At 41.5% G+C, this 16,518-nt stretch carries 11 protein-coding genes and 4 pseudogenes; all 15 read left to right on the forward strand.

Annotation, left to right across the window (positions count from 1 at the left end; translation table 11 throughout):
• Positions 1 to 148 precede the first annotated feature (148 nt).
• Positions 149 to 4,546: an RHS repeat-associated core domain-containing protein gene (locus R8N46_RS16460; protein ID WP_213972497.1), complete on the forward strand. Its 4,398-nt coding sequence runs from the start codon at positions 149 to 151 to the stop codon at positions 4,544 to 4,546.
• Entirely contained in the window at positions 4,539 to 5,441 is a 903-nt protein-coding gene (locus R8N46_RS16465) for an immunity 49 family protein (protein WP_053350543.1), read from the forward strand. The genes R8N46_RS16460 and R8N46_RS16465 overlap by 8 nt, the downstream gene beginning before the upstream one ends.
• 66 nt (positions 5,442 to 5,507) lie before the next feature.
• Positions 5,508 to 6,453 (forward strand): annotated as a pseudogene (locus R8N46_RS16470) (type IV secretion protein Rhs); the annotation flags it as partial.
• Between the two features lies 1 nt (position 6,454).
• The gene (locus R8N46_RS16475; RefSeq protein WP_213972498.1) at positions 6,455 to 7,345 is read left to right on the forward strand and encodes an immunity 49 family protein; all 891 of its coding nucleotides are present in this window, start codon (positions 6,455 to 6,457) and stop codon (positions 7,343 to 7,345) included.
• A 175-nt stretch (positions 7,346 to 7,520) separates the two neighbouring features.
• Positions 7,521 to 8,030, forward strand: a pseudogene (locus R8N46_RS16480) (type IV secretion protein Rhs); the annotation flags it as partial.
• 16 nt (positions 8,031 to 8,046) lie between these two features.
• Positions 8,047 to 8,928: an immunity 49 family protein gene (locus R8N46_RS16485; protein ID WP_213972499.1), complete on the forward strand. Its 882-nt coding sequence runs from the start codon at positions 8,047 to 8,049 to the stop codon at positions 8,926 to 8,928.
• Between the two features lie 168 nt (positions 8,929 to 9,096).
• Positions 9,097 to 9,999: an immunity 49 family protein gene (locus R8N46_RS16490; RefSeq protein WP_033905290.1), complete on the forward strand. Its 903-nt coding sequence runs from the start codon at positions 9,097 to 9,099 to the stop codon at positions 9,997 to 9,999.
• A 63-nt stretch (positions 10,000 to 10,062) separates the two neighbouring features.
• Positions 10,063 to 10,276, forward strand: a pseudogene (locus R8N46_RS16495) (hypothetical protein); the annotation flags it as partial.
• A 196-nt stretch (positions 10,277 to 10,472) separates the two neighbouring features.
• Positions 10,473 to 10,691 carry a hypothetical protein gene (locus R8N46_RS16500; RefSeq protein WP_033905291.1) on the forward strand — a complete coding sequence of 73 codons (219 nt, stop codon included), beginning with the start codon at positions 10,473 to 10,475 and terminating at the stop codon, positions 10,689 to 10,691.
• A gap of 673 nt (positions 10,692 to 11,364) precedes the next feature.
• Positions 11,365 to 12,264 (forward strand): immunity 49 family protein, encoded by a 900-nt coding sequence (locus tag R8N46_RS16505; protein WP_064353923.1) that lies wholly within the window; start codon positions 11,365 to 11,367, stop codon positions 12,262 to 12,264.
• A 305-nt stretch (positions 12,265 to 12,569) separates the two neighbouring features.
• A complete protein-coding gene (locus R8N46_RS16510; protein WP_169644514.1) occupies positions 12,570 to 13,013 on the forward strand; it encodes an SMI1/KNR4 family protein in 444 nt (147 codons plus the stop codon).
• 159 nt (positions 13,014 to 13,172) lie between these two features.
• Complete coding sequence (locus R8N46_RS16515; RefSeq protein WP_064353925.1) at positions 13,173 to 14,072, forward strand: immunity 49 family protein; 900 nt, start codon at positions 13,173 to 13,175, stop codon at positions 14,070 to 14,072.
• A 75-nt stretch (positions 14,073 to 14,147) separates the two neighbouring features.
• Positions 14,148 to 14,402 (forward strand): hypothetical protein, encoded by a 255-nt coding sequence (locus R8N46_RS16520; RefSeq protein WP_226084321.1) that lies wholly within the window; start codon positions 14,148 to 14,150, stop codon positions 14,400 to 14,402.
• Between the two features lie 429 nt (positions 14,403 to 14,831).
• On the forward strand, positions 14,832 to 15,386 hold the full coding sequence (locus tag R8N46_RS16525; RefSeq protein WP_033905294.1) for an imm11 family protein: 555 nt from the start codon (positions 14,832 to 14,834) through the stop codon (positions 15,384 to 15,386).
• Positions 15,387 to 15,474: 88 nt separating this feature from the next.
• Positions 15,475 to 16,518 (forward strand): annotated as a pseudogene (locus R8N46_RS16530) (type IV secretion protein Rhs); the annotation flags it as partial.

Consider the following 16,518-nt stretch of genomic DNA (forward strand, 5'->3'; position numbering starts at 1 on the left):
AATTGCCATCAATACATTCAGTCTACGCATACAGAGGAATCTCTATCGGAGGATGTTTGATTAAGGCATCTTGCTCTCACAAATAAAAAGAGCGAAACGAGCATTAAATGATGCGGCAAGGTAAGAAAAGGACAAACACGTTACGGCTATGATCCCTCAATTCGTCATTCCTATCACGAATCGCTTTGGCGAAAGTTATCACTTCTCTGGTCAGTTACTTACTAGCGGCGAACCTAAAACATTCGTGACCAAACAAGAGGCAATAGAGTTTCTTGAGAGCTTTGGTGAGCTTGACCTTCGCTATGTCGAGGATTTGTTCTATGCGATTGGTCAATTCAAGCCAAACATACCTGACGGTGAGCTTACTTCCCAACACTATAATTCAACGTTTGCCAATGCTTTGGTGAACGGTGACTTGCATGTCGCTCGAATTGTACCTACCGGCGAAAACTACGCACTCTCGTCGGCGGTTACGCCTCCACCGACTCAAAATACCGTCAATGCAAAACCATCGAAGGGAAAGGGGAAGTCGAATAAAAAGAGTGGCAGAAGTGCCGCATCCGCCAAGCCTCAGCAACAAAGCAGCGAAAAACATGAGAAAGCCGGTGATCCTGTATCACTTGTGACGGGTGAAGAAATTCTCGAACTCTATGATATCGAGCTACAACAAGGTACTACTTGGCAGCGTACTTACCGCTCTTCGCAGTCGGATGTAAATCATGGAATGGGCTTTGGTTGGCGACATGCATTTCAGTTTGAATTACGCGAAAAGACGAACGAGAAAGACAATGTTATCGCTTGGGAGTTTGTTGACGATAAGGCCGATATCACAGAATTTGAGCCAGTAGATATTGGAGCAACAAGTTATCAAATATACGCTGGTGCGAGCTGTTATTTCCTGAGCTCAACAACTCGGATTGTAACGCTCGCTAATGGGCATCAATATCGGTTTGAGCAAAAAGATGATCGCTGGCTTGTTAAACAAGTTAGAAATGGCACGTTTTCAACGTTTCAATTGCAGTATTCTCGAAACCATCGATTGATCGAGATCGCATATAACAAGCGTCCGGTTCTTGAATGTCAATATGATAAGCAAGGACGCCTTGTAGAACTGCTTAATGCAAAGTCCCAAAAAGTTCTGACAACTTATACCTATGATGAGCACGATGATTTGGTCAGTGCAACTAATCATTTAGGCTTAAAGGAACAGTATCAATACCGCGGCCATTTAATTGTTAAGCGTGTACGACCAACTGGCTTTACTCATTATTTTGAATGGGATGGCGAAGGTGCTAACGCGAAATGCATCAGGAACGTTGGGGACGCAGGAATTTATGACTATCGCTTCCATTATCAGGGAAATCACTCTTCTTATTCTGACTCGTTAGATCATCAATGGTCTTTCTTGCATGACGAGCAGGGTAACTTACTCGAGAAAATAAGCCCCACAGGTAAAACTTGGCGATGGCAATATGATGAATTAGGAAGAAAAGCACAAGCTATCTATCCTGATCAGTCAACGGTCAATTATCAATATAATCAGCATGGTCAATTGGTTTCTAAGTTTCATTCCTCTGGCAAAGAAATTCAATATGGCTATGACGGCTTAGGTAAGTTAGTTAAAACGGTTTCGCCAGATGGGGATATCGAGAAGGCTTACTACAATAGCCTCGGTCAAAGAGTTTGGGATACCGACCAGTTTGGCTGTGTCACGGAATATGATTACGATAAACACGGGCAAGTCGTCAAAAAAGAGTCTGAAGATGGTAAGAAAAGTCAATGGTGGTGGGATGAACAACAAAGACTTATCGCGAATGAAATAGACGGTACATTACTTCGTTACAGCTACAATGAAGAAGATTTAGTGAATGGCGTTGCTTATCCCGATGGGTGTATTGCTCAACTCGCTTATGATCAATTTGGCAGGCGTACATCAGTTCGTTATTTTAACGACGAAGACAAAGCCGGTTATAGCGAAGAATATTCTTACGATGAGCACAGTCGTGTTGCTCAGATTCGGACGCCAGCAGGCATTACCTCGTATCAATGGGGAGCACTCGCGCAACAAGAAGCAGTCATCTTTCCCGATGGCAGCCATATTTCTTACGAATACGATCAACAACGTAACCTGACTAAATTAGTTCGGAGTGACGGCTTAGAGTTCGAATTCCTGTATGACGATGAAGGCCAGCTATCAGGAACTATTGGGTTTGATAATCTACAAAGCCAATTTGATTATGATCATATGGGGCGGCTCCATCGTAAGCAAGTCGCCGATAGAACGGTGCTGTATCGCTATGACGCTGCGGGTTATCTCATGCACGTCAAAGCAGGAAATGGTAGCAGTATTGTAGAGAACCACTTCAATTATACGCTTGGTGGGCGACTTACTTTAGCATCCAATCGCCATCAAACATTGCAATACCAATACTCTTCATTTGGGCATTTAACAAAGCGCATTCAAGGCCAGTTTGAGATAGCGCAGGAGTTTAACAGAGTTGGCCAACGCGTATCTCAGGTACTGCCAGATAATACGGAACTGAACTTCTCTTACGATCGATATGGGCGTTTTTCAGCGATTCGGTTTGGAAACCTAGATTTACCTCAAATCAAATTTCATTACGATGAAATGGGACGAGTTTCCCAAATTGAAACGGCATATTTTAATGAGCGCATCATTTATGATGGTGTTGGTCGTTTGGTTGAACAGCATTGGCCAGATAGAGAGAAAAAGTACGTTTACAACGCACAAAACCGTATTTCATCAATCATTGATAATACGGCAGGAGCAACGCACTATCAGTACGATACCTTAGGGCAACTTAAACGAGTCAATGCTTCCGGAGATGTGACTAAATTTGAATACGATAGTTTTGGCAATCCTACTTTGCCAACTTCAGATGTATTCGCTGATCGTATTGAAGTACACGATGATGTACGGTTCAAATATGACGCGCAAGGAAACCAGACAAAACGTGAGGGGCAAGGACACGTTCAGACTCGCGTATTTGATGCGTTAAATCAGCTCATTGAAGTTCACACCGACGATGGTATCAGTCAATATGAATATGATGCATTAGGGCGCAGAACGAAAAAAATTACACAAAAAGGCGTTAAGGAGTTCCTGTGGGAAGGTGAACGTTTAATTGGTGAACGCTCTTCAGGTGCTTTCCGTTGGTACCTATATCAACCCGAAACTTACACGCCAGTGGCACTGCTAGAAAATGACGTTATTTATTGGTACCAGTGCGATCAAGTTGGTAAACCAGAGCGACTAATCGATTGCGAAGGGAATGTTGTATGGAGTGCCAGCTACGATGCTAACGGCTTTGCTCATGTACATATTGAAAAAGTAGTAAATCCATTGCGTTTTCAAGGACAGTATTTCGATCAAGAAACCAACTTACACTACAACCTCGCTCGGTATTACGACCCTAAGCTAGGACGTTTTATCCAACAAGACCCGATATCTATTGCTGGTGGCATTAACCATTACCAATATGCAGTCAATCCTATCCAGTGGATTGACCCAACAGGTTTTCTTTGTGAAGAAGGGCTAAAACGCTTACAGCAAATGCTGACTGAGTATCAGGCGCAAAGCGATGTTCCCCAAGAGGTTTGCGATCAGATTTTAGAAGCAGCAAAAGAGTCATCTGTCGGAGAAGGTGGCGTTCGCTCGCAAGTCAAAATCCGAAAACCCAATGGTAAAAACAATATTCGATATGAATACGATTTAGACCATATTGATTGCGAGAAGAACGAGATTACTTTTTATCGCCACATTAATCATTCTGACGGAAGCAAACATGAAGTGCAGTACGTAGTCGGGATAGAAGAGTTTGTTAATGCTCACGTGTTTGATTCAGAGAAGGTCGGTGGCGATAAGACCTGCACCATCTTCACCGAGGACCTAGTGCTGAATAAAGCGGATTACAAGGATAACTCAGAATTCGAATTCAATAATAAGGATGAGGATGAGAAATACAAACTTTCTGAAGAATGCAAACAAAAGGTTGATAAGTGTTTAGCAGAACGTCAAAAGGCAATGGATGCGCGTAGCGGCGAAGAAGGGCATAACGCCCAAATTGCTAAAATTAACCAGCAGTCAGCAAAAATTGGTGAGTTGGTCGCGGATGACTTTGTTCGGAATATACGCCCTAATGCTAAGTTGATCCATCCCAAAGACCTTGCAACTTCGGGATCGAAACCAGGTGATTTCGATATGGTGTACCTCTCAGATGATCCTGAAGAAATCATCATCGTCGAGGCTAAGGGTGGCAGCAGCCCGCTCGGCAGTCGTAAAATTGGAAATATGGCATATCAGCAAGGGACAACTGAATATACAGCAGCAATTATTGGTGAGATGTCTAAGCAAGAACAAGGTACAACGGAAAAGATTGCTGCAAATCACATCAAATCCGCTATCAAAGATGATATTCCGATTCGTTATATTCATACACAAGCAGAAATATCTTCAGATGGTAAAGTCTCGAAAATTAAAGCGAAAGAATTTGATATAGACATGGGAGAATTTGGAAATGTTTGATGCCAAGGAATTAAAAAAGATTGAGCGATTGGCTCATATTAGTCTAACTCAAGCGGCAATAGATGCTTACAGAGAAGAAGTAAAAGAGAACTTAGATAAACGAAAAAGGCGCATTGCGATAAAAAGAGAAAACTTGGTTTATTTGAGTGATGATGTGTCTGAGCAAATTCGCCTGTATACATGGCTACCTCCATTAAATGATGATGAGAGAACCGGCACACTATGTCTATATGAAGCATCATTAATGCGTGCATTTTATCATCAGCTCGCCATGAGACCTGACGAGCCTCAAAGTATTCAATTACCTGGATACCCGGAAGTAACCTGGAAAGGTGAAGGTATTTTAAAAACGGGGTGTTTACACCCTAACCGATGGCTTGATGCTTATTTCACTTCGGTGATCGTGCGTGACAGGCCAAGTATGGACGTATTGGCGAGCTTTCCGATTTCTCTGATGAAACAAAGTTCTACGAAGGCTGGTGAGCTTTCTTACATGCTGGTGGATGTGATTCAGTCATTCCACAACCGCACATCGGATTACCCCGATAAGCTAGTCGCAGCAATGGACGCTGCAGTTGCTCAGGGTGATGACTGGGCATTAGAAATCGCCATGGGCATTTTAGAAACCTTTGCCGCCCTGACAACCGATATTGATTATGACTTTGAAGAGGTACTCATTAAGAACCTGCAGTTCCAGGAGCAATATCAAATGCGCTTGGATGCTCCTAAAAAATTGATTTCAATCGAAACCTTCATCTCTTTCCCTCTGCTTGGCATGGCTTGTATGTGGTACGACAAAGGTAACTGTTTATCTGTTGAAACCGGTTGGCTTCCTCCTTATCTCGTTGAAGGGCGTTGGCTAGAAGATGTAAAAGTAGGGAAGATCACACGATAAATTATCATTTATATAGAAATTCAGTATATAAGCCACCTTTCACGAGGTGGCTTATATGTTTACCGATATTCAATCAACCCCATCCAGTGGATTGACCCAACAGGTTTTCTTTGTGAAGAAGGGCTAAAACGCTTGCAGAAAATGCTGGCTGAGTATCTGGCGCAAATAACGTTCCCCAAAAGCTAAAAATCATATCCGATATGAATACGATTTAGACCATATCGATTGCGAGAGAAACGAGATTACTTTTTATCGTCATATTAATCATTCAGATGGCACCAGACACGAAGTGCAGTATGTTGTTGGGATTGAGGAGTTTGTCAATGCGCATGTTTTTGACTCTGAGAAAGTTGGTGGGGAGAAAGGTTGCACGATCTTCACTGAAGATCTTGTGCTGAATAAAGCAGAGTATAAAGAAAACTTAGAACTCAATATGAGTGATTATGAGCTAACAGAAAAAAACAAAGCAAAAATTGATGAATGCTTGAAAGAGCGTCAAGAGGCAATGGACGCTCGAACTGGCGAAGAGGGATATAACGCTCAAATTGGCAATATTAACCAACAGTCTGCAAAAATTGGTGAGTTAGCCGCGGATGACTTTGTCCGGAGTAAACGTCCTAATGCTAAGCTGCTTCATCCCAAAGATATTGGAACCTCAATTTCGAAGCCGGGCGACTTTGATATGGTTTACGAGGTGGAAGAGCCACCACCAGGTGAAATTATCATTGTTGAGGCCAAAGGGGGGAGCAGTCCTTTGGGTAGTAGAAAAATTGGAAATATGGCATATCAGCAAGGGACAACGGAATACACTGCAGAAATCACCAACCTAATGTCTGAAAAAAAGGAAGGGACGACTGAAAAAATAACAGCAAGAAAAATTCAACATGCAGCTTCGTTCGGTATACCTATTCGATATATACATACTCAAGCAAACATCCCTGAAGGTGGGAATGTCTCAGATGTAAAAGTAGAAGTGTCAGAATTTAAAATTGATTCCAAAGGACTAAGTTAAAATGCAAAGTAAAGTTGTAGAACACAAAGCAAACCCTGAGTTGAGTGAAAGTGGAGTTTCTTCTGAGAAAGAATTTATCAATAAGATACTAGATCAGCGAAAAGAGGGTCTTAAAATCAGGCGGGAAAACCTGGTCAGTCTTGGTGATTTCGCCATTGACCAGGTTCGCTGGTATACCTGGTTTCAAACCTCGCATGAAGACGAACAAATTTGTACATTACGTCTTTACGAAACTTCTCTAATGGGCGCTTGTTATCATCGACTTGCTAGGAATCCCAATGGTGAATTAACTATAAAGATTCTCGACTATCCTGAAGTAAAGTGGGACGGGGAAGGTATTTTAAAAACGGGGTGCATAAATCCTAATAGATGGATTGATATGTATTTCATATCGACAGTTGTGCGTGACAGGCTAAGTTTAGACGTATTGGCGAACTTTCCGATTTCTTTGATGAGACAGAGCTCTACCAAAGCGGGTGAGCTGTCTTATATGCTAGTAGACGTCATTCAGTCGTTCCACAATCGCACATCGGATTATCCTGATAAGCTGGTTGCAGCAATGGACGCAGCGGTAGCTCAAGGGGATAACTGGGCGTTGGAAATTGCGATGGGGGTCCTAGAAACCTTCGCAGCGCTCACTACTAATATTGGTTATGATTTTGAGGAAGTGCTCGTTAAAAACCTACATTTCCAAGAGAAATACCAAATGAGGCTCGATAAGCCAGAGGACTTGATTTCTATAGAAACTTTCATATCTTTCCCTCTTCTTGGCATGGCCTGTATGTGGTACGACAAAGGCAACCGTTTGTCAGTTGAAACTGGTTGGCTTCCAGCTTATCTCGTCGAAGGACGTTGGCTAGAAGATGTAAAAGCAGGGAAGATCATTCGATAAACTCCTTTAGCAAATCAATATACAAGCCATCTCTCATGGGGTGGCTTTTACGTTTGAGGTGGGGAGCTTGTTGTTTGTTGAACGCTCCATCATTGGTGGCATTACCAATATGCAGTCCACCATATCCAGTGGATTGACCCAACAGGTTTGGGGCAGCCAATACTGGCATAGTATAAAAAAGTCTGAACTCAATACGAGTGATTATGAGCTAACAGAAAGAAACAAAGCAAAAATTGATGAATGCTTGAAAGAGCGTCAAGAGGCAATGGACGCTCGAGCTAGCAAAGAGGGATATCACGCTCAAATTGGTAATATTAACCAGCAGTCTGCAAAAATTGGTGAGTTGGTCGCGGATGACTTTATTCGGAATATACGCCCTAATGCTAAGTTGAGCCATCCCAAAGACCTTGCAACTTAGGGATCGAAACCAGGTGATTTCAATATGGTGTACCTCTCAGATGATACTGAAGAAATCATCATCGTCGAGGCTAAGGGTGGCAGCAGGCCGCTCGGCAGTCGTAAAATTGGCAATGAAGCATATCAGCAAGGGACAAGCAAATATGCGGCGGAAATCGTTAAATTAATGTCTGAACAAAAAGCTGGTACAACAGAAATTGATGCTTCAGATGGCGTATCTAAAGTGAATGTAAAAGAGTTTGATATTAGCCTCGAAGAATTAGGTTAAGGGAAGTAAAGTTAGTATGAAAAAGATAAATAGAAAAGCAGCCTACGAGTTGAATACTGAGGAACTTAATTACTATACAAAACAAATAGAAAAAAACTTAGAGAAAAGAAAACATCGTATCACAATAAAGCGCGAAAACTTGATATATCTAACAGACGGGGTTTGGGAGCAAGTTAGGTTATATACTTTGTTTCCAGTGTCTGAACTAAATGACCGAATAGGAACGCTGCGTCTATTTGAAGCCTCGATAATGCAAGCTAGCTATCATCGACTAGCTCAAAAACCTGAAAGCCCTTTGACGGTTAAGGTACCTGATCATCCTGAAATAACTTGGAAAGGCGAAGGTATTTTAAAAACAGGTTTCATTTGTCCTTCAATGTGGCTAGATGCGTATTTTACCTCTGTCATCGTTCGTGATAAACCCAGCATGGATGTATTGGCGAACTTTCCGATTTCTTTGATGAGACAGAGCTCAACCAAAGCGGGTGAGCTGTCTTATATGCTAGTAGACGTCATTCAGTCGTTCCACAATCGCACATCGGATTATCCTGATAAGCTGGTTGCAGCAATGGACGCAGCGGTAGCTCAAGGGGATAACTGGGCGTCGGAAATTGCGATGGGGATCCTAGAGACCTTCGCAGCGCTCACTACTAACATTGGTTATGACTTTGAGGAAGTGCTAGTCAAAAACCTACAATTCCAAGAAAAATATCATCTTCGAGAATTAGGACCAGATAGGACAGGCATCCGCACTTTTATTAACTTCCCTCTGCTTGGCATGGCTTGTATGTGGTACGACAAAGGCAACCGTTTATCTGTCGAAACTGGTTGGCTTCCTCCATATCTCGTCGAAGGGTGTTGGTTAGAGGATGTAAAAGCCGGAAATATAATTCGCTAAGATTCAAAGGGAGCTAGGTCATCATTTCTGACGTTTTGTTGCGTTACACTTGGCATTATGTGTCCTTTTTAAAGATACCTAAGCCCTTTTACTCGAATAGCTTGAAGCCCTCAGACGTAGTAGTAGAAGTAGTAGAGTTTAAAATTGATTCAAAAGGATTAAGTCAAAATGCAAAGTAAAGAATCGATCAAGATTGTAGAGCGCAAAGCAAATCCTGAACTTGACACACAAGCCATTGTGAGTAAAAAAAATTTTATAAACCGGGTTTTAGATAACAGAAAAGAAGGTCTTAAGGTCAGGCGAGAAAACTTGGTTAGTCTTGGTGATTTTGCCATCGACCAGGCTCGCTGGTATACCTGGTTTCAAACTACGCATGAAGACGAACAAATTTGTACATTACGTCTTTACGAAACTTCTTTAATGGGAGCCTGTTATCATCAACTTGCTATGAATCCCAATGAAGAATTAAGTATCCAGATACTCGGCTATCCAGAAGTGACATGGGATGGTGAAGGTATTTTTAAAACAGGCTTTATTTGTCCTTCAATGTGGCTTGATGCTTATTTTACTTCGGTGATTGTGCGTGATAAACCTAGCATGGATGTATTGGCGAACTTTCCGGTTTCTTTGATGAGACAGAGCTCTACCAAAGCGGGTGAGCTGTCTTATATGCTAGTAGATGTCATTCAGTCGTTCCATAACCGCACGTCGGACTACCCTGATAAACTGGTGGCCGCGATGGACGCGGCAGTTTCTCAGGGTGATGATTGGGCATTAGAAATCGCCATGGGTATTTTGGAAACTTTTGCGGCCCTGACAACTGACATCGGTTATGACTTTGAAGAAGTACTCATTAAGAACCTACAGTTCCAAGAGCAATACCAAATGAGGCTCGATAAGCCAGAGGGCTTAATTTCTATAGAAACCTTCATATCTTTCCCTCTGCTTGGTATGGCATGTATGTGGTATGACAAAGGCAACCGTCTATCTATTGAAACCAGTTGGCTTCCTCCTTATCTCGTCGAAGGACATTGGTTAGAAGATGTAAAAGCAGGGAAGATCACTCGATAAATCCTTTAGTTAGCAATTCAGTAAATAATCCACCTTTCACGAGGTGGATTATATGTTTACCGATATTCAATCAACTCCATCTAGTGGATTGACTCAACAGGTTTCCTCTGTGAAAAACGCTTACAGCAAATGTTGGCAGAGTATCAGGCACAAAATAACTTTCCCCCAAGAGGTTTGCGATCAGATTTTAGAGGCAGCAAAAGAGTCATCCGTCGGAGAAGATGGCGTTCTCTCGCAAGTCAAAATCCGAAAGCCAAAAGGTAAAAAACATATCAGAAGCTCTAGTCAAAATTCCAGTCAATGAATTAATAAAACTAACGGTATCTCGCCCTTTTTGGGGGCATTAAGCGTTGGATGGGAGCCTACGAGCGATTTTTACCCAGCAGTCGGTGAAGGTGGAGTTAATCAATTTCTAGGAGAAACTAAAAGTTGGGACGATAGCTAGGTTATCCCATTACAAAGTTGAGGATAAAATGAATTTTGAAGATGATCTTGTGACTATACTCATAAATTTCAGAGATAACATTATTAATGATATGGCTCTTAAAAAGTGGGTTACTAATAATGAGTGCGATTTAAAAGCCTTGCTAGGAAAGTCAGGACTTACTTTGAAAATAAATAATGGTGATAGAAAGGCAGTTACGTCTGTAATTGCTCAATATAGTGGCTCGGAAAAAACTTATTTTATATAAGGAGGGCCCCTTCAAAGGCTTGACCGACGTTGAGTGCTGTGAAACAGCAATTGCTATGGCAGTTTCTAATGGAATTCTAAAAAAGTGCCTCAACCTCATTGGTTTCAGCCGTCCACTAAAGAGATCGGGGCCGCCGAGTTTTACGAATCTATAGGCAGTAAATCTGTTTGGAATCTGGTAATCCCAGAGCGAGCATCTAGAGGGTACTGGAAAAAATAGGTTAGATCTCTATTTTTGGCGTTCATGTTTCGTGACACATGGCATTTTATGGCTAAGACTCAACGGTATGTCACTTAACTAGGAGTTGTCCCCTAAAAAATAATGGCGTGTTTTCTTACAACCAGGAGACTACGGTATGGCCTACCTTGTAGAAGAACCCAAAACCCAGGGAAATTATTCTCGTAGACGTTAAGAGGTATTAGCCCACTAGACAGCCGTAAGGTTGGAAATATGGCATATCAGCAAGGGACAACTGAATATGCAACTGCAATTACTGATCTAATGGCTCAAAAGGACAAAGATACAACCGAATAGAAAGCGGCCAGAAGTATAAAAAGCATTGAGAAAAAAAACTCCTGTTAGATATATTCACACCGCAGCGGCTATTTCTGATGCTGGAGAGGTTTCTTCAGTTAATGTAAAAGAATTTAACGTAGAATTAGGACTGGATTAAATGTCTGATAATAAAAAGAAAGTTAGCATGAGGAGAAAGGCGGAACCTCAATTGACACCAAATGATGTCGCTGACTACCAAATGTATATCAATGAAGATTTAGATGAGCGCAAAGAGCTAATAGCAATCCGCAGGGAGAACTTAGTCGCTCTTAGCGACGACGTTTCAGAACAAGTGAGGTGGTATAGTTGCTTTCCATCTTCAATAGAAACTGAACAAATCGGAACGCTTTGCCTTTATGAGGCATCATTGATGCGTGCTTTTTACCATCAACTTGCCATTAAACCAAATGAACCTCAAAGCGTTAAATTACCTGATTATCCAGAAGTGACATGGAAAGGCGAAGGTATTTTGAAAACTGGATGTTTACACCCTAATCGATGGTTAGATGCTTATTTTACTTCGGTGATTGTGCGTGACAAAGCTAGCATGGACGTATTGGCAAACTTTCCTATTTCTTTGATGAGACAGAGTTCTACCAAAGCGGGCGAGTTATCTTATATGCTAGTAGACGTCATTCAGTCGTTCCACAACCGCACATCGGACTACCCAGATAAGCTGGTTGCAGCAATGGACGCGGCGGTAGCTCAAGGGGATAACTGGGCGTTGGAAATTGCGATGGGGATCCTAGAAACCTTCGCAGCGCTCACTACTAATATTGGTTATGATTTTGAGGAAGTGCTCGTTAAAAACCTACAGTTCCAAGAGAAATATCATCTTCGAGAATTGGGACCAGATAGGATAGGCATCAGAACTTTTATCAACTTCCCTCTGCTTGGCATGGCATGTATGTGGTACGACAAAGGCAACCGTCTATCTATTGAAACCGGTTGGCTTCCACCCTATCTTGTTGAAGGACGTTGGCTAGAAGATGTAAAAGCAGGGAAGATCACTAGATAAATTCTCTTTACTTATAAGCCATCTTTTACGAGGTGGCTTATAAGTTTATGGTGAGGGGTTCGTTGTTACGCGATTACAAAAGAGGCAGCGAAGCGTTTTACTTCAAAGCAGTTGTTCAAAATGATTAAATCAGGAAGACTTCTCGACGGATTTAATCATTCACCATAAGACCTCTTTTATTTCGGAAAGGGGATAACTCGTTCAATAACTTCAGGGTAATGAATTCCAAGCCTCATCAGAAGTACAATAAGCGATTGCACTGGTACGATGAAGGCAAAATATATATCAAAAATAGAGTTTTAAATATGAGAAGCTTAGACGTAATGCTCGATCAATTCACCGAAAAAGAAGGGTTTGAGTGCTTTGGAGAGTTGAATGACGTATCAATTCATGAAATGGAAAATCAGCTAGGATTATCCTTTCCGGAGCCATATAAAGTTTTTCTAAGAAAATATGGTTACGTTGAGTGGTTTGGTCATACGATTTATGGATACTCTGAAGATGAGGACTATCTTACAGTTGAGCGCACTCTTGAACTTCGCGAGGATGAGATACCGAGTGATTTTGAGAAAATACCACAAAACGGTTGCGTATTAGAGCGCTATGCCGGAGGTGGCTACTACTTTTTATTTTCAAATGAATCAGAAAGATCGGGGCAAGTAGCCCTTTTCATAGATGAATTGTTTGGTAAAGAAGCCCAATCATGGACAACATTTGAGGCATTTTTGGAATATATGCTCAGCCTTTGAACTGTTGTTACATAGAGCCTCAATTTCGAAGCCAGGCGACTTTGATATGATTTACGAGGCACCAACTGAAATTACATACACAAGCAGAAATACCCTCTAGCGGTAAGGTTTCCAAGTTCAAAGCAAAAGAGTTTGATATAGATATAGGAGAGTTCAGAAGTGGTTGATAGCTCAGAGGTAAAAAAGGTTGAACGAGTAGCTCATGTTGAACTAAGTGATTTTGAAAGAGAAGCTTATCGAGAAGAAATAAAAGAGAGTTTAGACAAAAGGAAAAGGCGCATATCTATAAAAAGAGAAAACTTGGTTTACTTGAGCGATGGTATTTCTTATCAGCTCCGTCTGTATACATGGTTACCTCCATTAGACGATGATGAGAGAATCGGCACGCTATGTCTATATGAATCATCATTGATGCGTGCTTTTTACCATCAACTTGCCATCAAGCCAAGCGAGCCTCAAAGCATTAAATTACCTGATTATCCAGAAGTAACATGGAAAGGCGAAGGTATTTTAAAAACAGGCTTCATTTGCCCCTCAATGTGGCTAGATGCGTATTTTACCTCTGTCATCGTTCGTGACAAAGCTAGCATGGATGTGTTAGCGAACTTTTCGATTTCTTTGATGAGACAGAGCTCTACCAAAGCGGGTGAGCTGTCTTATATGCTAGTAGACGTCATTCAGTCGTTCCACAACCGCACATCGGATTATCCTAATAAGCTGGTTGCAGCAATGGACGCAGCGGTAGCTCAAGGGGATAATTGGGCGTTGGAAATTGCGATGGGGATCCTAGAAACCTTCGCAGCGCTCACTACTAATATTGGTTATGATTTTGAGGAAGTGCTCGTTAAAAACCTACAGTTCCAAGAGAAATATCATCTTAGAGAATTAGGGCCAGATAGAATAGGGCTCCGCACGTTCATTAATTTCCCTCTGCTTGGCATGGCTTGCATGTGGTACGACAGAGGCAACCGTCTATCTGTTGAAACCGGTTGGCTTCCACCCTATCTTGTTGAAGGACGTTGGCTAGAAGATGTAAAAGCAGGGAAGATCACTCAATAACACCCTTTAGTTAGCAATTCAGTCTATAAGCCATCTTTCTCTTGAAATGGCTTTATATTTATGGTGGGGAGTTTGTTGTTTGCCGAACGACCAATCATTCGTGGCATTATCAGAAAACCCAAAGTTAAAAATCATATTCGATATGAATACGATTTAGACCATATTGATTGCGAGAAGAACGAAGTTACTTTTCATCGTTATATCAATCATTCAGATGGTAGTAAACGCAAAGTTCAATATGTTGTAGGTATAGAGGAAATTGTCCAAATCATCCCCTTAAATAAAACTCAAAGGAGGGGAGTGTTGCGAATTATTATGGCGGTTCTTTAAGAAGAGGTTGTGGGCTCAAGTTAAATAACGAAATAGTTGGCGGGTTACCTGAAAACCATGCTGGAAATCACCAAATTAGTATCAATATTGCTCAGGAATATCCGGTCATGCATAGAGCTACCGAACTTGATTACAACATTAACAGAGGTGCAAATGGGATTGCACTTCCAACTAATATTAAAACATCTGTCGAAATAGGCCTTCCCTGACACGTGGGTAGACATCTAAGTGCAAGGCACCAAGGTTCTCAGGTGCTTTAGTTCGACGAGAAATGAGAGCGTTGTAAACTAAGTATGGTCGTGGTTTGATCGATGATATGATTTTTGTAGATGAAATTGGAAAAACAGAAAGTAACATTAGGAATGCTCTGGAAAAGAATGAAGCTCGATCGCAATTGGATGATCCGCAATGGAAAAGTAGGAAGTAGTAATGACACTTAAAATTTGGACCAACAAGGTAGATAGAGACTCCGATTTTACTCAAGGCAAAGTAACGCAGTCTAGTGTATTAATAGGATTGAATCTGACGGGAGGCGTTGCCCTAGGAGACAAATGGCCAAAAGTTACTATTGATGTCATATCAGATGACAAGCCTGCGGATAGTTTTCTTAGTGGTCCTTTATTAATCGTGAGTCGACGGTTATCTGATTTAATTTCTAAGCACACACAAACGAGTGAAGTTGAATTCCTACCGATTGAGGTTAATTACCAAGGTAAAAGTTTTGGTGAATACTATTTTTTAAATGTTCTTGCGATTTGCGATTTACTGGATAGAAATCATTCAATATTTAGTGAGTTTGATGGAGAGGTTGATTCAATTGATCGAGTTGTCCTTAAGAAAGATATTGAAATGCAGAAAACTATATTTCAACTGGATGCTATCGAGTGGTTATTATGTGTCGATGAAAAACTGGCTGAATTAATCGAGAACAAAGATTTTTCAGGAGTGGTATTTAAGTCAGAAAGTGAATGGCGTCCTTTTTAGAGCTCCTCGGGTATTTTTTTAGCCATCTCTTACGAGGTGGCTTTTATATTTATGATTGGGAGCTTGTTAGTTGAACTGTCAATAGTGGCATTACCAATATGCAGTCAATCCTATCCAGTGGATTGACCCAACAGGCTTCTTGTGTGAAGAAGGGCTAAAACGCTTGGGTCAAATGTAGGCAGAGTATCAGGCGCAAAGCGATGTCCCCCAAGAGGTTTGCGATCAGATTTTAGAGGCAGCAAAAGAATCATCCGTCGGAGAAGATGGCGTTCGCTCGCAAGTCAAAATCCGAAAACCCAAAGGTAAAAATCATATTCGATATGAATACGATTTAGACCATATTGATTGCGAAAGAAACGAGATTACTTTTTATCGTCATATCAATCATTCAGATGGCAGCCGACACGAAGTGCAGTATGTTGTTGGGATTGAGGAGTTTGTCAATGCGCATGTTTTTGACTCAGAGAAAGTTGGCGGGGAAGAAGGTTGCACGATCTTTACTGAAGATCTTGTGCTAAATAAAGCAGAGTATAAAGAAAACTCTGAACTCAATACGAGTGATTATGAGCTAACAGAAAGAAACAAAGCAAAAATTGATGAATGCTTGAAAGAGCGTCAAGAGGCAATGGACGCTCGATCTGGCGAAGAGGGATATAACGCTCAAATTGGTAATATTAACCAACAGTCTGCAAAAATAGGTGAGTTGGCCGCGGATGACTTTGTCCGGAGTAAACGTCCTAATGCTAAGCTGCTTCATCCCAAAGATATTGGAACCTCAATTTCGAAGCCGGGCGATTTTGATATGGTTTACGAGGTGGAAGAGCCGCCACCAGGTGAAATTATAATTGTTGAGGCCAAAGGAGGGAGCAGCCCGCTGGGCAGCCGCAAGATTGGAAATATGGCATATCAGCAAGGGACAACGGAATACACTGCAGAAATCACCAGGCTAATGTCGAAAAATAAAGAAGGAACGACTGAAAAAATAGCAGCAAGAAAAATTCAACATGCAGCTTCGTTCGGCATACCTATTCGATATATACATACTCAAACAAGCATCCCTGAAAGTGGAAATGCCTCAGACGTAATAGTAGATGCGGCAGAGTTTAAAATTGATTCCAAAGGACTAATTTAA

The sequence above is a fragment of the Vibrio sp. 1874 genome, assembly GCF_033344395.1.
Lineage (GTDB): Bacteria > Pseudomonadota > Gammaproteobacteria > Enterobacterales > Vibrionaceae > Vibrio > Vibrio alginolyticus.